We start from the raw sequence: 23,828 nt of genomic DNA on the forward strand, positions 1-23,828 counted from the left end.
GCACGGGAGCTCTGGAACGACATCCTGGCGTCGCCTTGGCTCCCGAACCTGGGCGGGGCCGATTTCAGAGCCTCACGGATCCGAATGGATCAGATGTGGTGGGCCGTGCGGGTCATGACGCGCGCGGCCAGGCGCATCAGCTGCTGAACCGGCGCCGGCAAGGGCAGCGCGCCTGCGGCCTGGGCTTCATCGGCATGGCGGGCCTCTTCCAGCTTCATTTGCGCGACGATGGCGCGAGAAGCGTGATCCGCCTCCGGCAGATCTTCCAGATGTGAGGCCAGGTGCTGCTCGACCTGGCGTTCGGTCTCGACCACGAATCCCAGGCTGACGCGATCGCCGATCAGGCCGGCAAGACTGCCGATGGCAAAGGCGCCGCCGTACCAGAGCGGGTTGAGGTGGCTGCGGCGGCTGCCCAACTCGTCCAGGCGCTGCTGGGTCCAGGCCAGGTGATCGACTTCCTCCTGAGCTGCGGCCTTGAAGTGCTCGCGCAGCGCCGGGTCGCGGCTGAACAGGGCTTGCGATTGGTACAGCGCTTGGGCGCAGACCTCGCCGACATGGTTGACCCGCATCAGGGCGCCCGCGAGCCGGGTCTCTTCGGGGCTCAGTGCCCTTGGTTCGCAGTCACGGGCGGGCGATGGGCGACCGGCGCGCGCCTGGGCAAACACCGTGCGCATGCCATGGTCGACGCTGACCAGCAAGCGGTCCAGCGGCGAGAGGCGGTCGGCGGCGGATGAAGAGCGTGACGAAGCGGACATGGAATCTCTGGGGAGCGGACCCGCAGTTTAATGAGGAGTGGCACAGACTGATCCTTCGGGGCTTGTCAGAAAGCATTTATGAATAGTTTGTGAACAGCCTTTCTCGTTGTGTGTCAACAACGCAAACCCTGAATATGACAGTCCGAGGTGTTCCGGGGATCTCAAGGTCTTGTGTAATACGGCAACTTCCGCTGCAGGGGGTTGGCGCAGCGGGCTTTTTCGGAGCGCACGACTTGAATATGGAGTCGGAAGCTCCAGATCCCACGCGAGGAGGTTGGCAGGTCCAACCTGGAGGCGTCTTTTTAGCGAGGCCGAGCTCTCAAGCAAGGCCTGACTTATTTTTTGTGGAGTATCGAATGAAGAAATCAATCGTTGCACTGGCAGTCCTGGGTTCGTTCGCGAGCGTGGCATCGGCCCAATCGTCGGTGACCCTGTTCGGCGTGATCGACGTGGCCGCTCGCTACACCAAGGCCAACGGCCAAACCCTGAAGAGCCTGGCCACCGATGGCAACACCAGCAGCCGCCTGGGCGTGCGCGGTGAAGAAGCCCTGGGCGGCGGCCTGAAGGCTGGTTTCTGGCTGGAAGGCGCCGTGAACGCTGATGCTGGTACCGCTGACACCAGCAAGTTCTGGGGCCGTCGCGCCACCGTGAGCCTGGCTGGCGAATTCGGTGAAGTGCGTCTGGGTCGCAACAAGTCGGTCGCTCAACTGCACATCGAAGCCTTCGACCCGACCTCGACCACCGGCCTGGGCAAGGCCAACCAGCTGTACAGCACCTTGGGCAGCGGCGTGAGCGTGGCTCGTTTCGACAATATGGTGTCGTACTCGCTGCCGGGCAATCTGGGTGGCTTCTACGGCGCTGCTGATGTGGCTGCTGGTGAAGGCAACAGCGCTGGTAAGGCATTCAGCGGCCGTGCTGGTTATGCCGCTGGCCCTCTGCATGTCAGCGCTGCATTCCTGCAAGCTGGCGTGGGCACCAAGTACAAGCTGAGCTCGTTTGGTGGTTCGTACGACCTGGGCGTCGCCAAGCCTTCGCTGACCTTCTCGACCAACAAGTTCGGCGCCGCCAAGCAGACCATCATCACTGCTGCTGTGACCGCTCCTCTGGGTGCCGGCAATGTCTGGGCTTCGTGGACCAAGGCTGATGCCAACGGCGCTGCTGAAACACTGAAGGCTGCATACGATGCAACCCATCTGTCGGCTGGCTACATCCACAACCTGTCCAAGCGCACTGCGCTGTACACCACGGTGTCCAAGATTGAGAACAAGGGTGCTGGCAAGATTGGCGTGCTGAACACCCCGACCGTGGCTGCTGGCGGTGGCTCGGGTGGCTTCGACGTCGGCGTGCGTCACAACTTCTGATCCCGGCCTGCGAAAGCACGCTTGGTTTGAAAGCCGCCTTCGGGCGGCTTTTTTGTTTTCGAACGCAGTCAAACTTGCTTGCGCCTGACGCGTGATGGGAGGGTTTGCGCTTGTAGGAGGGTCGCAACAGCAGGCTCGCTTGGTGGGTGTCATTCGCACAGAATGGTTTTGTCGTCACATGACGTTCACTACAAGGAGACAACGATGATGAAGAAGAAGACTGCGGTGGTCCTGGGCCTGCTGGCCGCTTTCTCGTCCTCTGGCTGGGCTCAATCCAGCGTGAGCCTGTATGGCATCCTCGATGTGGGTGTTCGCTACACGACCAACTCAGGGACCACGGCTGCCAGCAAGGGGGATTCCTTGTCGCAAGTGATTCCCGGCGGTATGTCCAACAGCCGACTTGGCATCAACGTCACCGAAGACATGGGTGGCGGCCTGAAGGCCATTGCCAATTTGGAGCATCGTCTCAATTCCGACACCGGCACGCAGACGGCTGCTGAATTCTGGCGTCAGTCCTGGGTGGGCTTGGAGTCCAAGGACTATGGTCGCTTGACCTTGGGGCGTCAGTACAACGTGCTGTTCGATGTCTACACCAGCACGTATTCCTCATTCAAGTACTCGCCCTATATTGAAATCTTCCGCCCTGAGACCGTGATGGCCATGGCTGGACGCCAGAGCAATATGGTCAAGTACCTGGCGGAGGCGGGCCCGTTCCGAGGCGAACTTCAGATCGGCGCCGGGGAAGGTGCCTCGCCGGACAAGACCCTGGGCGGCATGTTGCGCTATGCCAAGGATGAGTTGGCTTTGGGCGCCGGTGTGCTGGAGGTCAAGGACACGGCTGGGCGCAAGGTGCGTGGCTTGACGGTGGGCGGCGCCTACACCGCCGGGCCCTTGTACTTCAATCTGTCCTTCGGACAGAACAAGTTCGACTTCGGGACCGACGCCTTGCAGGCGGCCTACACCGCCAACTACACCGTCAGCCCGAGCAGCCGCCTGAATGCGGCAGGCCTGGATGTGAAGAAGCGCGACATGATGGCCGCCGGCTTCACCTACCAGATGAGCAAGGAGCTGAATCTGGGCTTGCAAGCCTGGTACGCCAAGCAAAGCCACCATCGCCTGAGTGGCGAGAGCAAGGCTGGCTTTGTGGCAGCCGTGGCGGATTACGCCTTCTCCAAGCGTACCGATGTGTACTTCGAGGCGGATTACTCAAAGCTGGGCGGCGCTGTGGCCTTTGACAACACGGCCAAGACACGTGTGGGCCTCAGCAGTGGCATCCGTCACCGTTTCTGAGTCCGATCTGTGTTTGAATCCAGGCCGCCTCGTGCGGCCTTTTTTCTTTTTCAGCGGCCGTGGGTGGCAGGATCGTTGAGAAAAAGGTGCGGTGATGGCGACGGAAATCATGGGTGAGCGATCGACCTGGCAGTTGCGGGCATGCAGTGCTGCTTTGGCTGTGGTGATGGCTGGCTGTGCTCACAGCCCGTCGATGGAGTCGGAGCGGTCAGAAGCGGTGGAGGCCGCAGCCGCCGCCATGCCCGAGCTGCTTGCCGACTGGTCGCCGCGCCCCCTGCCGGGCAAGCGGTCCACGGCCTACTCCTTTGTTCAACGTGATGGTCGTGATTGCGTGTTGGCCCAGGCTCGCCAGTCGGTCAGCCTCTGGCGTCGAAGTCTCGACCTGGCGCCAGAACATGTGGAGCAGTTGAAGTTTGATGTCTGGATTGGTGAACATTCGCCCAAGGCCACGGTCCAGGCTCCCGAAACCGATGACGCACCGGCGCGCCTCTTGCTCGGGTTTGCGGGGGACGAGTCTCGGCTCTCGCTGGCGAACCGCATGCAATTCGAGTTGGTTCGCACCCTGACCGGCGAGGCTCCGCCCTACGCCACTTTGATGTACGTCTGGGATGCCAGTGCCGCACCGGAGACCGTGGTTGTCAGTGCGCGCAGCGACCGCATTCGCAAGATCGTGGTGGGCTCGGGTGGCTTCAAGCGCGCGCCCGCTTGGCAACACTTGCGCCGTGATCTGCGCGCCGATTTTCAGCGCGCCTTTGGCGAGGCCCCCGGCCGTTTGGTGTCCATGGCCATGATGACCGACGCCGACAACACGCGCAGCCGTTCCGAGGCCTGCTACGGCGATATCTTGCTTCTGGGGGCTGAGCAACAGCCATTGGCGGGCAGCTTGCAGTTCTGAGCGCCTCTACAAAGCGCAATGCGGCGGGACGCCGCATGCACGGCGCATCGGGACTTTCCCCTTTGTGGTCTGATGCGCTCTTCGCCATGATGGCGCGACCTTGAGGCCGCAACTGCCCCGGTGGCGGGTGGTGGCTTCATCGGTATTCATTCCAATCACAGACCGAACCGGGGCAGGGTGTGCCCGGAAGAGGCCGATTCATGCATGGGGGAGCGCCAAGCGCTTGACAGACCGTGTCGGGGTCCGCCTTTGCCAAGGCCGCCAACCGAACCTACCGACATGCTAGTTTTCATCCTCCGCCGCCTGGTCCAGTCTCTCATCGTGATGCTCACGGTGGCCTGCGTGTCCTTCATGCTGTTCCAGTATGTGGGCGATCCCGTCACCAACCTGCTGGGCCAGGATGCCACGCAAGAGCAACGCGAGGCCTTGCGCCGCGACCTGGGCCTGGATGCGCCGTTTCCCGTGCAGTTCGCCCGCTTTGTGGGCAATGCGGTGCAGGGCGAGTTTGGCTTGAGCCTGCGCCAGGGCCGCAAGGTGTCGGACCTGATCGCCGAGCGCCTGCCGGCCACGCTGGAGCTGGCCCTGGTGGCCGGCTTGATTGCGCTGTCGGTGGGCATCCCGCTCGGGGTCTATGCCGCTTTGCGGCGCGGCAAGGCCAGCTCTCAGCTACTGATGATGCTGTCCTTGCTGGGGGTGTCCCTGCCGACTTTTCTCATCGGCATCCTGCTGATCCTGGTGTTCGCGGTCTGGCTCAAATGGCTGCCCAGCTTTGGGCGCGGCGATGTGCTTGCGATCGGCAGCTGGACCACGGGCTTGTTGACGGCCGACGGCCTGCGCCATGTGCTGCTGCCAGCCATCACCTTGTCGGTGTTCCAGCTGACCCTGATCATGCGCCTGGTGCGGGCCGAGATGCTCGAGGTGCTGCGCACCGACTACATCAAGTTCGCCCGCGCCCGCGGCCTGAGCAACCAGGCCGTGTATTTCGGCCATGCGCTCAAGAACACCTTGGTGCCGGTGATCACCATCACCGGCCTGCAGCTGGGCCAGCTGATTGCTTTCGCCATCATCACCGAGACGGTGTTCCAGTGGCCGGGCATGGGCTTGCTCTTCATCCAGGCCGTGCAGTTCGCCGACATCCCGGTCATGGCTGCCTACCTGTGCCTGATCTCCTTCATTTTCGTCAGCATCAATCTGCTGGTGGATCTGCTGTACTTCGCCGTCGACCCGCGCCTGCGCACCCAGGGCAAAGCACATTGAACCGGCCCTGCCGCCCTGCTTGACCTTTGATTTCAGAGAAGACTCGACCCGATGAGCCAAGCTTCCATCCCGCCCGTGCCTGCCGCGCCGAATGCGCTGCAGCGCTTTTTTGATGGCGATGTCTGGTACTCCTTCCGCAGTTCGCCGGTGGCGATGGCTGCGGCCGTGATCGCCTTGATCTGCGTGTTCTGCGCCGTCTTAGCCGAGTTCGTCGCGCCGCACAACCCCTTCGATCTGGCCACGCTGGAGCTGATGGATTCACGCCTGCCACCGGCCTGGATGGAAGGCGGCAGCAGCAAGTACCTGCTCGGTACCGACGACCAGGGCCGCGACATCCTCTCGGCCCTGATGTACGGCGCCCGCATCTCTCTCTTCGTCGGCCTGGCCTCGGTGATGTTGAGCATGGTGATGGGCGTGGGCCTGGGCTTGCTGGCGGGCTTTGTTGGCGGCAAGGTCGATGCGCTGATCATGCGCGTGTGCGACGTCATGCTGTCCTTCCCCTCCATTCTGATCGCGCTGCTGATTGATGGTGTGGGCCGGGCCATGTTCCCGAATGCCCATGACACTTTGGCGTTTTTGGTACTGATTCTGGCCATCTCGCTGACCGGCTGGGTGCAGTACGCCCGCACGGTGCGCGGCACCACCATGGTGGAGCGCAACAAGGAGTATGTGCAGGCGGCCCGCGTCATCGGCGTCACGCCGCTGCGCATCATGCGTCGACATGTGCTGCCCAATGTGTTGGGCCCGGTGTTGGTGCTGGCCACCATCCAGGTGGCCTCGGCCATCATCACCGAAGCGACCCTGTCCTTCCTCGGCGTCGGCGTGCCGCCGACCAGCCCCTCGCTGGGCACCTTGATCCGTGTGGGCAACGACTTTTTGTTCTCCGGCCAATGGTGGATCACCATCTGGCCCGGCGCCATGCTGGTGCTGATCGCCCTGTCGGTGAACCTGCTGGGGGACTGGTTGCGCGATGCGCTCAATCCCCGCCTGCGTTGAATTGCAAACCTCTCCTGCCCATGAGCACACCCTTGCTTGAGGTCCGCCATCTGCGGGTCGAATTCCCCACCCGGCGCGGCACCTTGCTGGCGCTGGACGACATCAATTTCGACATCGCGCCGGGAGAGATCCTGGGCGTGGTGGGCGAGTCCGGTGCCGGCAAATCCCTGACCGGCGCGGCCATCATCGGCCTGCTGGACCCACCGGGGCGCATTGCCTCGGGCGAGATCCTGCTCGAAGGCCAGCGCATCGACAACCTGCCCTACGAGCAGATGCGCAAGATCCGCGGCCGCCAGATCGGTGCGATCTTTCAGGACCCGCTGACCTCGCTGAACCCGCTCTACACCGTGGGCCAGCAGCTGATCGAAACCATCACCACCCATCTGGATCTGAGCCAGGCGCAGGCGCGCGCGCGGGCCATCGATCTGCTCGAGCAGACCGGCATCCCGGCGGCTGCCGAGCGCATCGATCAGTACCCGCACCAGTTCTCGGGCGGCATGCGCCAGCGTGTGGTGATCGCCCTGGCCCTGGCGGCCAGCCCGAAGCTGATCGTGGCGGATGAACCGACCACAGCGCTCGATGTCTCCATCCAGGCGCAGATCATTTCCCTGCTCAAGCGCATCTGCAAGGAGCAGGGCGCAGCGGTGATGTTGGTCACCCACGACATGGGTGTGATCGCCGAAACCTGCGACCGCGTGGCCGTGTTGTATGCCGGCCGCGTGGCCGAGATCGGGCCGGTGCACGATGTGATTCACAAGCCCGCCCATCCCTATACCGCGGGGCTGATGGGCTCCATCCCGGCCATGGACGAAGACCGTGAGCGCCTGCTGCAGATCGACGGCGCCATGCCGCGCCTGAACGCCATTCCCAAGGGCTGCGCCTTCAACCCGCGCTGCACGCAGGTGTTTGACCGTTGCCGCAGCGAGCGACCGGAGTTGGTGCCGGTGGGCGCCGGTCGTGCGGCCTGCTGGCTGCATGCCGCAACTCAAGCGGAGGCCGCACGATGAGCCGCCCCTTGGTGGAGGTGAAAGACCTCGCAAAAATCTTCGACGTGTCCCCGCCCTGGCTGAACCGGGTGGTGGAGCGCAAGCCGCGCCAGTTCGTCCATGCGGTGGACGGCGTCAGCTTCTCGATCGAGCGCGGCAAGACCCTGGCTCTGGTGGGCGAGTCGGGCTGCGGAAAAAGCACGGTGGCACGCCTGCTGGTGGGCTTGTACGAGCCCACCCGCGGCAGCGTGGAATTCGACGGTGCCGACACGGCCAAGACCCTGGCGTCCAGCGGCGCCCTGGCGCTGCGCCGGCGCATGCAGATGATTTTCCAGGACCCGTATGCCTCGCTGAACCCGCGCTGGAAGGTGCAGGACATCATTGCTGAGCCGCTGCGCGAGCACGGGTTGATTGATGGCGTCGATGCCCAGCGCGCGCGCGTGGCCGAGTTGCTGCAATCGGTGGGCCTGACGGCGGCGGACCGCGAAAAGTTCCCGCACCAGTTCTCGGGCGGCCAGCGGCAGCGCATCTCGATCGCGCGCGCCTTGGCCACGCAGCCGGAGTTTCTGGTCTGCGACGAGCCGACCTCGGCCCTGGACGTCTCGGTCCAGGCCCAGGTGCTCAACATCATGAAGGAGCTGCAGCGCGAGCGCGGCCTGACCTACCTTTTCATCTCCCACAACCTGGCGGTGGTACGCCATGTCTCGGACCAGGTGGGGGTGATGTATCTGGGCCGCCTGGTCGAGCTGGCCGACAAGGCCGAGCTCTTCGCCCGGCCGCGCCATCCCTACACGCGCATGTTGCTGGATGCGATTCCCGACATCCACATGACGGGCCGTTCACGCACCCCGGTGCAGGGCGAGGTACCGAATCCGCTCAACCCGCCCAGCGGCTGCAGCTTCCACCCGCGCTGCCCACATGCCAGTGCCCGCTGCAAGAGCGAGCGCCCGGCCATGCTGGAGTTCAAGGGCGTTCGCGTGGCCTGCCACGCGGTGGAGGAAGGCCGGATCTGAGGCCTCGGCTGGCGAGGCTCGGCAGGGCTCGCGGGGTTCGGCTTCAGGGCCGGGCGGCGCTGGCAGTCGGGCTGGGCGCCTTGGCCGCTTGGCCTTGGGTGGAAGGAGCGGGCGCCTGGGACTGAGCTTGGGCTTGTGGCTGGGGCAAGTAGAGCGGCCCTTTCTGGCCGCAGGCGCCGAGCAAACTCAGGCTCAGGCATAGCGTGAGGCTTGCACCCGCGCGGCGCAAAGACCCTGGCATCTGCGGGCCCGCGGCCCGCGGGCCTACACTGCGAAGCTGTTCGTTGTTTGCTTTCATGGCCGCAGTTTATCGCTGCCTGCCTGGAGCGCTTTCCCCTTCCGCATCACCATGTCCCAGCCTGCCGAATCCTCCAGCCCGTCTGCCGTTCCTGCCGCCACGCCGCTCAGCGATGTCGACTACCAGGCGCGCACCCGCGCCGTGTTGGACCGGATCGAGGCGACGGTGGACGCCTGGCTCGATGGTGATGTGATCGACATCGACAGCCACCGCAGTGGCGGGTTGCTGGAGCTGAGCTTTCCCGGTGGCAGCAAGATCATCCTGAACACGCAGGCGCCGCTGCAAGAGATCTGGTTGGCGGCGCGTGCCGGCGGCTACCACTTCCGGTTTGTGAATGGCCACTGGCTGGACACGCGCAGCGGTGTCGAGTTGCACCAGCTGCTGTCCGAGCAGGCCAGTGCTCAGGGCGGCAAGGCCTTGCAGTTCACGCCGAACTGAGTGGTGCCTTGAAGCGCAGGCGCAAAAGGGCGTGTAGTGCGCCCGCGCTTCAGCGCTTGAACAGGTCGAGGATGCTCTTCTTCTCGTCCTCGCTGGCAGCGCCCGGCAGCTTGCCTTCGGACTGACTCAGCTCGCGCACGCCGGCAGTGCCGGTGTACTCGTCGTAGTACCACTCACCGTTGCGATTGACCACGCCCTCGGGCACCGCCATTTCACTGACCGGCACGCCCTTGAGGGCCTGGCTCATGTACTCGATCCAGATCGGTAGCGACAGCCCGCCGCCGGTTTCACGGTCGCCCAGCTTCTTGGGCTGGTCGTAACCCATCCAGACAACGGCCACCACCTCCTGCTGGTAGCCGGCGAACCAGGCGTCCATCGAGTCGTTGGTGGTGCCGGTCTTGCCGTAGATGTCAGGTCGCTTGAGCTGGGCTTGAGCTCGGGCGGCCGTGCCGCTGCGCGTCACCTCTTGCAAGAGGCTGGTCATCAGGAAGGCATTGCGCGCTTCGATCACACGGCTGTCTTCGCCCACTTCCAGCTGCGGAGCTTCGTACAGCAGGCGGCCCTTGTTGTCGGTCAGCTTGGCGATCAGCTGGGGCGTGACGCGGTGACCGCCGTTGGCGAAGACGGCATAGCCCTGTGCCATCTGCATGGGCGTCACCGAGCCGGCGCCGAGCGCCATGGTCAGGTAGGCCGGGTGCTTCTCGGCCTCGAAGCCAAAGCGGGTGATCCACTCCTGCGCGTAATGGACGCCGATGGAGTTGAGCACGCGGATGGACACCATGTTCTTGGACTTGGCCAGCGCCCTGCGCAAGGGCAGGGGGCCGTCGAAGGTGCCGTCGTAGTTCTTGGGCTCCCAGGGCTGGCTGCCGGTGGTGGAGGCGTCGAAGAACAGTGGCGCGTCGTTGACGATGGTGCTGGGGGTGAAGCCTTTTTCCAGCGCGGCCGAGTAGATGAAGGGCTTGAAGCTGGAGCCGGGTTGACGCCAGGCCTGGGTCACATGGTTGAATTTGCTCTTGGCGTAGTCAAAACCGCCCACCATGGCGCGCACGCGGCCATTGCGTGGGTCGAGCGAGACGAAAGCGCCTTCCACCACGGGCAGCTGGGTGATGGTCCATTCCTCCTGGCTGGGCTTGGCGGCCAGCGGTGCCTTCACCACGCGGATGATGGCGCCGCGGCGCACGCGGGTCTTGGGGTTGCCGTTTTCGGCCAAGCCCGAGGTGGCCGGCTTCAGGCCTTCGCCGGTGATGGTCACGGTTTCGCCGCTTTGCAGGGCCGCCACCACCTTTTTCGGGCTGGCTTCCAGCACCACGGCGGCCAGCAACTCGTCGTTGGCGGGATGGTCGTTCAGCGCCTCTGCGATGCGGCTGTCCAGGTCGGCCGGGTTGCCCGGCAGGTCGGCATAGGCTTCGGGGCCGCGGTAGACCTGGCGGCGCTCGAAGTTGAGGATGCCGCGGCGCAGGGCGCGGTAGGCCACGTTCTGTTCTTCGGCCTTGAGGGTCAGGTAGACATTCAGGCCTCGGGTGTAGGCCTCATCGCCGTACTGGTTGTAAATCAGCTGCCGTGCCGCTTCGGTTACGAACTCGGCGTGGCTGGGCGTTTCGTTCACCGGGCGCAGGCGCAGCTTTTGGGCCTTGGCCGCGTCGCGTTGTTCCTCGGTGATGTAGCCGTTTTCCAACATGCGCTCGATGATGTACTGCTGGCGGATGGTGGCCCGGCGCGGGTTGTTGATCGGGTTGTAAGCGGAAGGCGCCTTCGGCAGACCGGCCAACATGGCCGCCTCGGCGATGGTGATTTCCTGAATAGGCCTGCCGAAATACACCTCGCAGGCAGCGGCAAATCCATAGGCCCGGTGGCCCAGGAAAATCTGGTTCATATAGATCTCGAGGATCTGCTCCTTGCTCAGCGCGTTCTCGATCTTCAGGGCGAGCAGGATCTCGTAGATCTTGCGGGTCAGAGTCTTCTCGGTCGAGAGGTAGAAGTTGCGCGCCACCTGCATGGTGATGGTGGAGGCGCCCTGGCTGCGGGACTCGCTCACATTCGCCAGGCCGGCGCGGATCACGCCCAGATAGTCCACGCCGCCATGCTGGTAGAAGCGGGCGTCTTCGATCGCCAGCACCGCGTCCTGCATGACCTTCGGAATTTCCCTGATCGGCAGAAAATTTCGTCTTTCATCGCCAAATTCAGCCAAAAGTTGGCCTTCGGCCGACAAGACCCGCAAAGGCAGCTTGGGGCGGTAGTCGGTCAAGCCGCTGATGTCCGGCAAGTTTGGGTAGGCCATGGCCAGCGCCAAGGCCACCAGCATGAGTATGGCAACGCCACCCGCCGCGGCCAGGCCCAACAGCCAAGCCAGCATCCGAACGAGGCCTTGCATGGCGCCGGAGGGAGGGGCGTTTCGGGACTCAGACGCTGCGGACTGAGAGGTGTTCTTTTTGGCGTCGCTCATGGGCCTCCGGATGGGTCGGCGCATTATAGGAATGGCTTTTTGGCCGTGAAGCCTGCGCCAAGACGGGCGCTAACGCGCGCCAGAAGAGATGCGCACCGGGCTTCGCCGATGCCGGATGGTTTAACTCGCCTTGTTTCGGCTTTGCCCCGTTCCGTATTTCGGGAAAATTAGGTCTGGCTTTGAATCAAAGGCCTCAGCGATGATTTGAATGCGACGTCTTCTCGGTGTTTTTCGGGGCATCCGCGGCCTTCTTGCTCGTGTATGTTACGCAACGAGCTGTTACCAGCTGTGACCGCTTTTCCTTGGGCGGTCAAGGCCTTTGCTGCTAGCATTCAAGTAACTTATTAACAGTCCGGCGCAAAAACGTTGGGGGATTCGCGTCATGGGCATACTTGACGTTTTGTTGGGGCGCAAGCACCCGCCGATGATTGGGCTTGATATCAGTTCTTCGAGCGTCAAGCTGGTCGAGCTGGGTCAGACCGCCAGTGGTGAATTTGTGTTGGAGCGTTTTGCCACCGAGTCCTTCGAAAAGGGCTGGATCACCGACGGCCAAATCGAGAAATTCGACGAAGTGGCTGATGCCGTGCGCCGTGTGGTGGCGCGCAGCGGCAGCCGCACCCGCGACGCCGTGCTGGCCATGCCGCAATCGGCCGTCATCACCAAGAAGATCATGCTGCCCGCCGGCCTGCGCGAGGAAGAGTTGGAGATCCAGGTCGAAGCCGAGGCCAACCAGTACATTCCCTTCTCCCTCGACGAGGTGAGCCTCGATTTCTGCGTGATCGGTCCCAGTCCGACCTCGGTCGGCGATGTGGAAGTGCTGATTGCAGCTTCGCGCAAGGACCGCGTTCAAGACCGTCAAGGTCTGGCTGAAGCGGCCGGCTTGCGGCCAGTGGTGCTGGACATTGAATCGCATGCCTCGCGCATGGCCATGGGTCGCCTGATTGCCAACCTGCCCAATGCCGGCAAGGATGCGCTGGTCGCGCTGTTTGAGATCGGGGCCGACACCACCAGCCTCAAGGTGCTGCGCGACGACGAGATGCTTTACGACCGCGACCAGGCGTTTGGCGGTTCGCAACTGACCCAGTTGATTTCGCGCCAATACGGCTTCTCTTTCGAAGAGGCGGAGCAGAAGAAGCTCTCCAATGACCTGCCCGAAGATTTCGAAGTGGCGGTGCTGAACCCCTTTGTGGACAGCCTGTCCCAGGAGATCGGCCGCGCGCTGCAGTACTTCTTCACCAGCACACCCCACCACAAGGTGCACTACGTGATGCTGGCCGGGGGTACGGCCACCTTGCCGGGACTGAAGGAGCGCGTGACCGAGCTGACGGGCTTTGCCTGCATGGTGGTGAACCCCTTCGAGAACATGGAGCTGGGTTCGGCCGTGCGTGAGCAGAAGCTGCGCCGCGAAGCTCCGGCCTACCTGACCGCTTGCGGCCTGGCGATGCGGAGGTTCTACCAGTGATTTTGATCAATCTGCTTCCCCACCGGGAAGAGAAGCGCAAGCGCCGCAAGAACGCGTTCTTCGCCGGCCTGGGCTTGGCAGCCCTGATTGGGGTGGGCGCCGTCATGGCAGGCTACGCCTTGATCCAGCACATGACCAACGATCAGCGGACGCGCAACCAATTTTTGAGCGACCAGATCGCCAAGCTGGATGAGCAGATCAAGGACATTGCCAACCTCAAGGCTGAGATTGAGTCCTTGAAGTCGCGCCAGCGTGCGGTGGAAGACCTGCAAAGCGATCGCAACACGCCTGTGCAACTGCTCAACGAGCTGGCACGTCACACGCCAGAAGGGGTTTACCTGACCGCCATCCGTCAGGCCGACAAGGTGGTGACCATCAGCGGCATTGCACAGACCAACGAGCGGGTGTCGGAGTTCATCCGCAACACCTCGCGCAGCTCGGATTGGCTGGAGCGGCCCGATCTGGTGGAAATCAAGGTGGCCAATCTGACCACCAGCAGCCGTGACCAGAAGCGTTTGTTCGACTTCTCCATGCGGGTGTCGATCAAGGAGCCCGTGCGGGAAGCCGCACCCGGTGCACCGGCCAAGCCGGCCTCGGCACCCAAGTCTTGATGAAGGCAAGCATGGCCAGCACGTCTTTGAATCTGAAATTCGACCTCAACGCCTGGGGCGCCCAGGTGGCGGACCAGTTCCGAGGTCTCAATCCCAATGAGCCGGGTCAGTGGCCGGTGTTGCCCAAGCTGGCGGCCTCGCTGGCCGTCACGCTGATTGTGATGGTGTTGGGCTGGTTTTTACTTCTGTCCGACGAGCAGGCCTTGCTCGACGCCGAAGTGGCGCGCGAACCGAATCTGCGCCAGGACTACACCGCCAAGTTGGCGCAGGCGGTCAACCTGCCTGAACTGCGCAAGCAAAAGAGCCAGGTCGAGGAATACGTGACCCAGCTGGAAAAGCAGCTGCCGGGCAAGGCTGAGATGGACGCCCTGCTGTCCGACATCACCCAAGCCGGCGTGGGTCGCAGCCTGCAGTTCGAGCTGTTCCGCCCCGGCCAGGTGGTCGTCAAGGACTATTACGCCGAGTTGCCGATTTCATTGCGGGTGTCAGGGCGCTACCATGACATCGGCTCGTTTGCGGCGGATGTGTCCAACCTGTCCCGCATCGTGACATTGCACAACCTCAATGTGCTGGCATCGACTGGCAAAGACGCGGGCAGCGGCACGCTGAGCATGGAGGCCACCGCCCGCACGTACCGCTATCTGGATGCCATTGAAGTGGCCGAGCAGAAAAAGGCTGCGGCCAAGGCGGCTGCAGGAGCGAAGAAGCCATGAACGCGGCGATGAATCTGAACCCGTGGTTGCTGCGTGCTGCGGCACTGGCCGTCTGCGCCAGCTTGGCCGCCTGTTCGACCGATATGGATGAGCTGCAGCAGTGGATGGAGCAGCAGCGCAAGGAAGCGCGGGCGACCATTGCGCCCCTGGTGCCGCCCAAGAAATTTCAGCCTCAGCCCTATGAGGCGAGCTTGGGTGTCGAGCCTTTCAGTCCTCAGAAGTTGAGCGTGGCCGTCAAGCAGGAAGCGTCCCTGCCCAATTCCTTGCTGGCCAAGGAAATGAGCCGGCGTCGCGAGCCGTTGGAGGCTTACCCGCTGGACAGCATGACCATGGTCGGCAGTCTGACCCGACAGAACCAGCGGTATGCCTTGCTGCGGGTGGACAACCTGCTCTATCAGGTCAAGAGCGGGGACTACCTCGGTTTGAACTTTGGACGGGTGATGAAGATCAGCGAAACCGAAATCGGATTGCGAGAAGTCGTCCAGGACGCTGCGGGCGAGTGGATTGAACGCACCAGTACCCTCCAGCTGCAGGAGAAGGGACGATGAAAAATTTCCAGGAGACATCGAGGATGACGAGCCAATGGCGCAAGTGGGCGACGGCCTCGGCCCTAGTTCTGGCCACGGCGGCCACGGCCGCGCCGGCCTGGGCGCAGACCGCCATTCGCTCCATCAACAGCACGCAGCAAGCGGGCGTCGAAGTGGTGCGCATCGAGTTGAGCCAGCCGCTGACGGAGATCCCGCGCGGCTTCACCGTGCAGACGCCCCCGCGCATCGCCATCGACTTGCCAGGCGTGGTGAACGGCATCGGCCGCTCGATGGTGGAGATCAACCAGGGCAATCTGCGCTCGGCCAATGTGGCCCAGGCGGGTGAGCGTTCGCGCGTGGTCCTGAACCTGCGCACGCCCTCGGGTTACCGGGCCGAGCTGCAAGACAGCGCGCTGCTCTTGATTCTTGAGTCCACTTCCGCGCAGGCACCGGCGCCCAATGAACCGGTGCACTTTGCCCAGAGTCTCAACTCCGAGGCGCAGTCCATTCGTGACATCGACTTCCGCCGCGGACAGGACAACTCCGGCCGCGTGATCGTCAACCTGCCGAGCAACCAGGTCGGCGTGGACATTCAGCAGCAGGGCCAGAATCTGGTGGTGGAGTTCCTGCGCTCGACCGTGCCCGAGGGCCTGCGTCGCAAGCTGGACGTGGCTGACTTTGGCAGCCCGGTGCAGTCGGTGGTGACCACACAGAACGGCGACCGCGTGCGCATGGTCATCGAGCCCAAGGGAGCCTGGGAGCACAGCGCCTACCAGAGCGACAACCAGTTTGTGCTGGAAGTGCGCCACCAGAAGCAGGATCCCAACAAGCTGACCACAGGCCCCGGCTATGCGGGCGACAAACTGTCGCTGAACTTCCAGAACATCGAAGTTCGTGCGTTGCTGCAGGTGATTGCGGATTTCACCAACTTCAATGTGGTGACCAGCGATACCGTGACCGGCAATGTGACCTTGCGCCTCAAGGATGTGCCTTGGGACCAAGCTCTGGACATCATCATGCAGGCCAAGGGCCTGGGCCTGAAGAAGTCCGGCAATGTGCTCTGGATTGCACCCAAGGATGAACTCTCGGCCAAGGAGAAGCTGGATCTCGAGTCCAAGGCGCAAATTGCCAACCTCGAGCCCCTGCGCACACAGTCTTTTCAGCTCAATTACACCAAGGCCGAAGAAGTCTTCAAAGGCTTGACGGGGCAGAACAACTCCGGCGGCAGCGGTGGCTCAGGCGGTCAGAACGCTTCTCGCATCTTGACCCCGCGAGGCAGTGCGATCTCGGAGAGCCGTACCAACCAGCTCTTCGTCACCGACATTCCTTCCAAGCTGGAGGAAATTCAAGCGTTGATCGCCAAGATCGACGTTCCGGTGCGCCAGGTCCTGATCGAGGCCCGCATTGTGGAAGCGGACGACAAGTTCGGCCGCGCGCTCGGTGTGAAGCTGGGCAGTGCCGATTTGCGCGGCACCCGCGGTGGCATTCCGGGCTACTCGGTCGGTGGCAACAACTACCTGACCCTGGGCGGCAACCTCAACGGCATCGCAGGCCAGACCTTGCAGCCCGGCGGCAGTGTTGGCGCTGGTGGCACCGGCCCGGATGGCAAGCCCGTCTTCAATACGCAGTTCGTCAATCTGCCGGCCAATGTGTCTTCGGACAGTTTCGGTGGATCCAATGTGGCGAACTTCGCGCTGTCCTTGTTCAATGCCACGGCCAACCGATTCCTGAACCTGGAACTTTCGGCCCTGGAAGCCGATGGCAAGGGCAAGATTGTGTCCAGCCCGCGCGTCATCACGGCCGACCAGGTCAAGGCCTTGATCGAGCAAGGTGAAGAACTGCCTTACCAGGTCGCCACCTCCAGCGGCGCCACGTCCATCCAGTTCAAGAAGGCCGTTCTGAAGCTGGAAGTGACGCCGCAAATCACGCCCGAGGGCAATGTGATCCTGGACGTGGATGTCAACAAGGACAGCCGCGGCACGCTGACGCCCCAGGGCTACGCCATCAACAACAAGCATGTGAAAACCATGGTCTTGGTGGAGAACGGTGGCACCGTGGTGATCGGCGGCATCTTCACTCAGGATGAACGTGAAGACGAATCCAAGGTCCCGGTGCTGGGTGACATTCCCTACCTGGGCAATTTGTTCAAGAACAAGAGCCGCACCACGAGCAAGACCGAACTCTTGATCTTCCTGACCCCCAAAGTGGTCAGCGAGCGTGCGCCGGTCCGGTGATGGACATGTTGGTGGGAACTTAATCAATCGGGAGAAGGTAGCGTCCGCCGTGGCGGCGCTGCCATGCAGGAGTTTGCAGAGATGAGTACATCCATGGTGTGGGCGCGACCTTCCTGGCGCCAAGCGTGGCGAGCGGCGGGTGCGATGGTGCTGGGCTTGGCCTTGGCTGCCTGCGGCGGCGGCGGCGGTGGTGCCGGCACGTCGGTTTTCGATCCGGGCACGGGCACCAACCCGAATACACCCAGCACCTTGGCTGATCTGGCCGTGGTGGCGGACAAGACCTCGGTTCCCAACTCCGGTGCTGAAGTGGTCACTTTCACCATCACCGCCCTGACTTCGGGCAACGCCGCTTTGACGGGCGTGGAAACACCCGTCACCGTGGAAGTCGAAAGTGGTGCCATCGTCACGCCCTCGGCCAAGGTGACCAGCAAGGACACCGGCAAGATCACGGCGGTGGTGCAGATCACCGACAAGACCAGCCGCACCGTGAAGCTGAATGTCAGTTCGGGTTCAGTCAAGAAAACGGCCAGCTTCGAAGTGGTGGACAGTGTGAACGGCAGCAAGGTGGCTGATTTGCGCCTGGTTGTGGACAAGGTCACGCTGCCCAATGACGGCACTCAAGTCGCCAAGTTGAGCGTGACTTCGGTGGATGCGTTCAACAGCGCCATCGGCGGTTCGCCGGTTTCCCTGGCTTTGATCGACCCGGTCGCCGGGGGATCCATCATCAACGCTTTTGGCAAAACGTCGACCGATGACACCTCAGGCGTGCTGGCGGCTGACATCAGCCTGGTGACCAGCAAGGGCAAGACCAATCGTTCCATCACGGTTCAGGCCACCAGCGGCACGGTGGTGCGAACCATCAGCTTTGACGTGGTCGAGGCGGTGTCCATCGTGCCCAAGGCCAGCGATCTGACCATCGGCTTGAGCAAAAACACGGTGGGTAATGCCGGCAGTGAGACCGTGGACGTGGTGGTCACCGCTGTAGATACTTTGCGAAATGCAGTTCCCGGCATCAAGGTGACTTTCACGGTGGACAGTAACGCGATTCTCGTACCGGGAAATTTGGTCACCGATGCAAATGGTGTAGCAAAGGCCTCGGTTTTGGTTGGGGCTGATCGCTCCAATCGCACGGTGACTGTGACTGCTACGAGCGATGCATTGGTCCGCCGGGCCTCATTCAAGGTCACCGGTGCAAAGCTTCAGGCCCAGCTTTTGCCCGCGACACTTCGTGCAGGGGATCTGGGAGCGGTGGAATACACGCTGACCGATGTCAATCTCAGCCCGATGGTCGGCGTGGCGGTCGCTGTTGGTGGCAGCCAAGGTGCTGCGGTGGCCTGCGTCGGCAGCGCTACTCCATCTGAAGCAGTAACGGACAGCAAAGGCAAATACACCTATTGCTACAAGGCGACAGGCAGTGGCCCTACTGAAATTTCGGCGATGGCTGGCGGTACTTCGGTTAAGAGCACGGTGCAGATAGATGCCACTGTATCTGACGTCCCTGCGGCAACGCCCATCGGCTCTGCAACGTTCACGGCCTCGCCCGCAGTTGTCGCGGTCAATTTGGTTGGAAGCAGCGAAAATCGCGTTGAACTGCGCCTCCTGTTCCGCAGTGACAAGAACGAGCCTATTCCGAATGTCCGCGCACGTATCGGCTTGGGCGGCAATAATTCCGGCACCGATGGCTCAATCAGTTCCGGCAACGACAAAATCATCATTTCGGATGCGACAGGTATTGCCGTGACCAGTTTTGTGGCCGGCCAAAGGCCGAGCCCGCCGGACCAGGTTAAGGTTTATGCTTGCTTCTCCAAGACCGATGCGGTCGAGACTATTGCCGCATGCCCTACGGACCGACTTCGCACGGTCTCGCTAACTGTGGTGGAGCAGCCTGTCTCGGTGACCATCGGCACCAATGGCCTGATCGGGACTGGCACCAATAAGCTGACCTACTACCAGGAGTTCACGGTATTGGTGGTCGATTCAGCCGGCAAGCCCAAATCCGATGTTCAGATCGCTCCTCTGATCGACTTGCCGAGTTACCTCAAAGGCTATTACCGCTGGGACGAGGGCTTGAAGAAGTGGATTCAAGTCGTGAGACAGCATTGTTTGGCTGAGGACATTTCACCGGGCAAGGGTTTTCGGAATGGCACCATTGAAGTCGGTGAAGATCTCAATGACAACAATCAGCTTGACCCCAGGCAGTCAGATGTTGCTGTCACATTGATTGGCAGCACACGCACCGATTCGAATGGACTTGCAGTGATACGTATTGAGTATCCGCAGAACTACGGCAGTTGGACGGAGTACTCAATTAGAGTCAGCGCCTCTGGTGTGGTCAGTCCTCCGGCATTTTTCGGCCGCATCGCCTCTGAAGGGGATACTCTTCAAACGCTGAAGGGTACCTCGCGATTCACGGCTGTGCCGGTCGACGTGATCAAGGCGGAAGGCGACCCGCCATTTGGCCTTAGCCCATACGGTCAAATTGCGAACTGCTCCAGCCCAAACTGATGTTTGTGTCGTTGGCATGAGCGCAGCTCGCCTTGTGATCTCCCTTGTCGGCATGCCCGGCGGTGGCAAGTCCACCGTCGGCCGTCAGCTGGCGCGGCAGCTGGGTGTGCGCTTTGTTGACAGCGACACGGAAATCGAAGCGCGAATCGGGGAGCCGATTCGCGCTTTTTTTGATCGCTCGGGTGAAGCTGCGTTTCGAGACATCGAGTCGCAGGTGCTGAACGAGTTGCTGGCACGTGAGGGGGAATTCGTGCTGGCCACCGGCGGTGGCATCGTGCTGCGAGAGGCCAATCGCCACCTTTTGCATCAAGCCAGCACCGTGCTCTACCTCCGCTCCACGCCGGAAGAGCTGTTCCGACGTTTGCGCCACGACACGCAGCGCCCACTGCTCCAGGTGCGAGATCCTCTGCAAAAGCTGCGCGAGCTGTATTTGCAGCGCAATCCGCTGTATCGAAGCGTGGCGCATTACGTGCTCGAGACAGGTCGTCCGTCTGTGCACGGCCTGGTCAATATGGCGCTGATGCAGCTCGAATTGGCCGGCATCATCGATCCGGCCCGGGTTGCGGCCACCGTTGGTGCTGAGCCCGCCGCTTGTTGATTCCGAGCGGATCGGTCCGTCGGTTCCATCCCTTGCGCGATGCTGAGTCGGGCGCGAGCGGCCCTTACACTTGACGCATGACTTCCTCGACGGCCCCGACTTCCGCCTCCATCGCCTCATCGGCCACTGCCGCACCGGCCTTGCATTGCGTGCCGATCGCCCTCGATCAGCGCAGCTACGACATCCACATCGGCCCCGGTCTGTTGGACTCGGCGCAAAGCTGGCAAGGCCTGCCCAAAGCGGCGTGCGCACTGATCGTCAGCAACGAGGTGGTGGCGCCGCTCTATCTCGAACGCCTGCGTTTGCAACTGGCCGCTCATTACCGTCGGGTCGAGTTCGTCCAGCTCCCCGATGGCGAGAGCCACAAGGATTGGGCCAGCCTCAACCTCGTGTTTGATCACCTGCTGGCCCAGGCGGCCGATCGCAAGACCGTGCTGTTCGCGCTGGGCGGCGGCGTCATTGGTGACATGACAGGTTTTGCCGCTTCGATCTATATGCGCGGTGTGCCCTTTGTCCAGGTCCCGACGACCTTGTTGGCCCAAGTCGACTCGTCAGTGGGCGGCAAGACCGCCATCAACCATCCCCTGGGCAAGAACATGATTGGCGCGTTCTACCAGCCCGAGCGGGTGGTTGCCGACCTCGACACGCTGGATACCTTGCCGCAGCGTGAGCTGGCGGCTGGCTTGGCCGAAGTCATCAAATACGGCCCGATCGCGGACGCTGAATTTCTGGCCTGGATCGAGGCCAATTTGGACGCTTTGCTTGCCCGCGACAAGCGGGCCTTGGCCTATGCCGTCAAGCGCTGCTGCGAGATCAAGGCCTGGGTGGTGGGCCAGGATGAACGTGAACAGGGCTTGCGTGCCATCCTGAATTTTGGCCACACCTTCGGACACGCCATCGAAACCGGCATGGGCTATGGCGCCTGGCTCCACGGCGAAGCGGTGGGTTGCGGCATGGTCCTGGCGGCCGATTTGTCGGTCCGAAAGGGGCTGATGCCGCCCGAGTTCTTGCCTCGCCTGCGCCGCCTGATCGAGCGTGCGGGCCTGCCGGTGCAAGCGCCGCGTTTGGGTGCCGAGCGCTATCTGGAATTGATGCGGGTGGACAAAAAGGCCGAGGCGGGCGAGATCCGCTTCGTGCTGATCGAAAGCCTGGGCCGCGCCGGCATGCACGGGGCCCCCGATGAACTGGTCGCCGCTGTGCTGAGCGATCACTGCGGCTGAGTCGCAATCACTCGGTCACGGTCTCCTCAGTGCAGCAGCCCCAGCTTTTCTTCTGAACCCGGACGGTGTCGCGATATGGCTGTTGAGTTTTTGTCAGGGCTGCACCCGGTGACCTCTTCGGGGCTGGCACCTTACGCTTGCCACCCGAATCAAACGCGGGGCCGGCGTTTCCCCGAGCCATCAGCGCCCACGCGAAGCGAGTACCAACGCGACCGAGACCGCATCATCCACAGCAGCGCCTTTCGCCGCCTGGTCTACAAGACCCAGGTCTTCATGAACCATGAGGGCGATCTGTTTCGAACCCGGCTGACGCACTCGCTGGAGGTGGCCCAGCTGGGCCGTTCCATCGGCCGCAGCCTCGGCTTGAACGAGGATTTGATCGAGGCCGTCGCACTGGCTCATGACCTCGGTCACACGCCCTTCGGTCATGCGGGGCAGGATGTGCTTGATGAATGCATGAAGCCCCACGGCGGCTTCGAGCACAACTTGCAGTCCTTGCGGGTGGTCGACAAGCTGGAGCTGCGTTACCCCGCGTTCGACGGCCTCAATCTGTGCTTCGAAACCCGTGAAGGCATCCTCAAGCACTGTGCGCGCCGCAATGCCGAGTTGCTGGAGGCGGCTGAGCCCGATGGCGTGGCTCGCCGCTTTCTTCATGGCGGTCAGCCCAGCCTGGAGGCGCAGCTCTGCAATCTGGCGGACGAGGTGGCCTACAACGCCCATGACATCGATGACGGCGTGCGCTCGGGGCTGCTCGCCCTGGAACAGTTGGAAGAAGTGCCCCTGGTGCACCGCTATCTGCGAGAAGCTCTGAGCGAGTTTCCGCAGCTGGACAGCAAACGGCTTTTGTTCGAGACCATCCGGCGCATGCTTTCGGCCCAGGTCTACGACATCATCGACGCGACCCGCGCTGCCTTGCAGCAGGGGCAGGGCGTGCAGGACCTGGCTGCCGTGCGGGCAGCGCCGGCCCTGGTGCGTTTCAGCCCCGAGATGCGCGCGGCAAGCACCGAGCTCAAACGCTTTCTGTTCGCCAAACTCTACCGTCACCCACAGGTCCAGCAGACCCGCCAGCGCGCCGACCAGGTGCTTCGTGACCTGTTCCGGATCTACACCAGCGAGCCGGCTCAACTTCCGCCAGATTTCGCTGGTGCTGCCGATGCACCGCGTGCCTGCGCCGATTACATCGCCGGCATGACCGACCGATTTGCCCTGCGCGAGCATCAGCGACTGACAGGCTTCAGCTTGTTCTGAGAATCACGCGCGGCTCGGCAGGTCCGTGGGCGATCTGGCGCTCCCGGACTTGCCTCGCGCCTGAATCACTCTCAAACTAGGGTCAGTGTCATTTTGAGAGTGGATTCCTGTATGGCTCGCCTACCTCGCTTGGTTCTGCCAGGCCAAGCTCACCACCTGATGTTGCGCGGCAACAACCGCCAACCCATCGTCCATGAGGATGCGGACCGTCGCCAGTTCTTGGATCTGCTGCGTGACTGCGCCCGCACCCACCGCGTTGCCGTGCATGCCTACGTCTTGATGGACAACCACCTCCATGTGCTGGCCACGCCCGAGGACGAGCCCGGCCTTGGCAAACTCGTTCAGTCCATCGGCCGACGCTATGTGGCCTGGTTCAATCACAAGTACGGCCGCAGCGGCACGCTCTGGGAAGGGCGCTATCGCGCGACCGTGATCGACAGCGAGCGCTACTTCCTGGCCTGCATGCGCTACATCGAGCTGAATCCGGTCCGTGCCGGGCTGTGCAGCTCGCCCGAAGAGTTCCCTTGGTCCAGCTGCGCCAGTCACTTGGGCCGCCGAAGCGACAGCCTTCTCAGCGAACACCTGCTGTACTGGACCCTGGGCAACACACCCTTCGAGCGTGAGGCCGCGTACCGCGAGTTGTTGGCGGAAGGTTGTGCAGATGCGGAGCGCCTACGCTTCACCGATGCGACTTTGAAGGGCTGGCCGCTGGGCTCCGAAGGCTTTCTGCGAGCCTTGGCAGACCAGACCCAGCGCAGGCTGGAGCCATTGCCGCGAGGGCGTCCTCGCAGAAAACTGGAGGCGTCCGATCCTTCAGGCGATTCTTGATTTGGCAAGCGAAAACTCACTCTGACCCTATTTAAATCATATTGAAGCTACAGGTGTTTGATTAATAGACTCTGACCCTATTTAGTTTTTCTTGAGCGTTTTGCTGCGCCGCAGTAACCTCCGTCTCCGTAACTGAATTACGTCGGAGAG

Annotated in this window: 21 protein-coding genes; 18 read left to right on the plus strand and 3 right to left on the minus strand. The window is 62.5% G+C overall.

What is annotated here, in order from left to right; genetic code table 11:
* Positions 1–89 precede the first annotated feature (89 nt).
* Positions 90–707: a 2-polyprenyl-3-methyl-6-methoxy-1,4-benzoquinone monooxygenase gene (coq7, locus tag C1O66_RS01045; protein WP_102766584.1), complete on the minus strand. Its 618-nt coding sequence runs from the start codon at positions 705–707 to the stop codon at positions 90–92.
* A 404-nt stretch (positions 708–1,111) separates the two neighbouring features.
* Here coq7 and C1O66_RS01050 point away from each other — a divergent pair, with 404 nt between their 5' ends.
* The 7 genes from C1O66_RS01050 (at position 1,112) to C1O66_RS01080 (ending at position 8,553) form a co-directional block, all read left to right on the plus strand.
* Positions 1,112–2,116 (plus strand): porin, encoded by a 1,005-nt coding sequence (locus C1O66_RS01050; RefSeq protein WP_165794412.1) that lies wholly within the window; start codon positions 1,112–1,114, stop codon positions 2,114–2,116.
* 204 nt (positions 2,117–2,320) lie between these two features.
* Entirely contained in the window at positions 2,321–3,406 is a 1,086-nt protein-coding gene (locus C1O66_RS01055; protein ID WP_102766151.1) for a porin, read from the plus strand.
* A gap of 238 nt (positions 3,407–3,644) precedes the next feature.
* Positions 3,645–4,301: a DUF3047 domain-containing protein gene (locus C1O66_RS01060; protein WP_165794413.1), complete on the plus strand. Its 657-nt coding sequence runs from the start codon at positions 3,645–3,647 to the stop codon at positions 4,299–4,301.
* Positions 4,302–4,580: 279 nt separating this feature from the next.
* The gene (locus C1O66_RS01065; RefSeq protein WP_102766153.1) at positions 4,581–5,558 is read left to right on the plus strand and encodes an ABC transporter permease; all 978 of its coding nucleotides are present in this window, start codon (positions 4,581–4,583) and stop codon (positions 5,556–5,558) included.
* A gap of 51 nt (positions 5,559–5,609) precedes the next feature.
* Positions 5,610–6,554 (plus strand): ABC transporter permease, encoded by a 945-nt coding sequence (locus C1O66_RS01070; protein WP_102766154.1) that lies wholly within the window; start codon positions 5,610–5,612, stop codon positions 6,552–6,554.
* Between the two features lie 20 nt (positions 6,555–6,574).
* Entirely contained in the window at positions 6,575–7,561 is a 987-nt protein-coding gene (locus tag C1O66_RS01075; RefSeq protein ID WP_102766155.1) for an ABC transporter ATP-binding protein, read from the plus strand.
* Positions 7,558–8,553, plus strand: coding sequence for an ABC transporter ATP-binding protein (locus C1O66_RS01080; protein ID WP_102766156.1), 996 nt, complete (start codon positions 7,558–7,560; stop codon positions 8,551–8,553). Before C1O66_RS01075 ends, C1O66_RS01080 begins: the two co-directional genes overlap by 4 nt.
* Positions 8,554–8,596: 43 nt before the next feature.
* On the opposite strand, the gene lptM is transcribed toward C1O66_RS01080, so the two are convergent.
* Positions 8,597–8,851: an LPS translocon maturation chaperone LptM gene (gene lptM, locus C1O66_RS24690; RefSeq protein ID WP_394341013.1), complete on the minus strand. Its 255-nt coding sequence runs from the start codon at positions 8,849–8,851 to the stop codon at positions 8,597–8,599.
* Between the two features lie 51 nt (positions 8,852–8,902).
* Here lptM and cyaY point away from each other — a divergent pair, with 51 nt between their 5' ends.
* The gene (gene cyaY / locus C1O66_RS01090; protein ID WP_102766158.1) at positions 8,903–9,289 is read left to right on the plus strand and encodes an iron donor protein CyaY; all 387 of its coding nucleotides are present in this window, start codon (positions 8,903–8,905) and stop codon (positions 9,287–9,289) included.
* A 49-nt stretch (positions 9,290–9,338) separates the two neighbouring features.
* On the opposite strand, the gene C1O66_RS01095 is transcribed toward cyaY, so the two are convergent.
* Positions 9,339–11,732: a penicillin-binding protein 1A gene (locus C1O66_RS01095; RefSeq protein WP_165794414.1), complete on the minus strand. Its 2,394-nt coding sequence runs from the start codon at positions 11,730–11,732 to the stop codon at positions 9,339–9,341.
* A gap of 382 nt (positions 11,733–12,114) precedes the next feature.
* Here C1O66_RS01095 and C1O66_RS01100 point away from each other — a divergent pair, with 382 nt between their 5' ends.
* From C1O66_RS01100 to C1O66_RS01145, 10 genes are all read left to right on the plus strand, one after another.
* Positions 12,115–13,194, plus strand: coding sequence for a pilus assembly protein PilM (locus tag C1O66_RS01100; protein WP_102766160.1), 1,080 nt, complete (start codon positions 12,115–12,117; stop codon positions 13,192–13,194).
* Positions 13,191–13,805, plus strand: a complete 615-nt coding sequence (locus C1O66_RS01105) for a PilN domain-containing protein (RefSeq protein WP_102766161.1) — start codon at positions 13,191–13,193, stop codon at positions 13,803–13,805. Before C1O66_RS01100 ends, C1O66_RS01105 begins: the two co-directional genes overlap by 4 nt.
* 11 nt (positions 13,806–13,816) lie before the next feature.
* Complete coding sequence (locus tag C1O66_RS01110) at positions 13,817–14,518, plus strand: type IV pilus inner membrane component PilO (RefSeq protein WP_102766162.1); 702 nt, start codon at positions 13,817–13,819, stop codon at positions 14,516–14,518.
* Positions 14,515–15,066, plus strand: coding sequence for a pilus assembly protein PilP (locus tag C1O66_RS01115; protein WP_243392661.1), 552 nt, complete (start codon positions 14,515–14,517; stop codon positions 15,064–15,066). The genes C1O66_RS01110 and C1O66_RS01115 overlap by 4 nt, the downstream gene beginning before the upstream one ends.
* A 23-nt stretch (positions 15,067–15,089) precedes the next feature.
* Positions 15,090–17,279 carry a type IV pilus secretin PilQ gene (gene pilQ, locus C1O66_RS01120; protein ID WP_243392662.1) on the plus strand — a complete coding sequence of 730 codons (2,190 nt, stop codon included), beginning with the start codon at positions 15,090–15,092 and terminating at the stop codon, positions 17,277–17,279.
* 81 nt (positions 17,280–17,360) lie between these two features.
* The gene (locus C1O66_RS01125) at positions 17,361–19,784 is read left to right on the plus strand and encodes a hypothetical protein (RefSeq protein ID WP_133155056.1); all 2,424 of its coding nucleotides are present in this window, start codon (positions 17,361–17,363) and stop codon (positions 19,782–19,784) included.
* A 16-nt stretch (positions 19,785–19,800) separates the two neighbouring features.
* On the plus strand, positions 19,801–20,382 hold the full coding sequence (locus tag C1O66_RS01130) for a shikimate kinase (RefSeq protein WP_102766166.1): 582 nt from the start codon (positions 19,801–19,803) through the stop codon (positions 20,380–20,382).
* Positions 20,383–20,459: 77 nt separating this feature from the next.
* A complete protein-coding gene (aroB, locus tag C1O66_RS01135; RefSeq protein WP_102766167.1) occupies positions 20,460–21,602 on the plus strand; it encodes a 3-dehydroquinate synthase in 1,143 nt (380 codons plus the stop codon).
* A 75-nt stretch (positions 21,603–21,677) separates the two neighbouring features.
* Positions 21,678–22,850, plus strand: coding sequence for a deoxyguanosinetriphosphate triphosphohydrolase (locus C1O66_RS01140; protein WP_102766168.1), 1,173 nt, complete (start codon positions 21,678–21,680; stop codon positions 22,848–22,850).
* 111 nt (positions 22,851–22,961) lie between these two features.
* On the plus strand, positions 22,962–23,678 hold the full coding sequence (locus tag C1O66_RS01145) for an REP-associated tyrosine transposase (RefSeq protein WP_102766169.1): 717 nt from the start codon (positions 22,962–22,964) through the stop codon (positions 23,676–23,678).
* Positions 23,679–23,828: the final 150 nt, after the last annotated feature.

It is taken from the genome of Paucibacter aquatile (assembly GCF_002885975.1).
GTDB classification, from domain to species: domain Bacteria; phylum Pseudomonadota; class Gammaproteobacteria; order Burkholderiales; family Burkholderiaceae_C; genus Paucibacter_A; species Paucibacter_A aquatilis.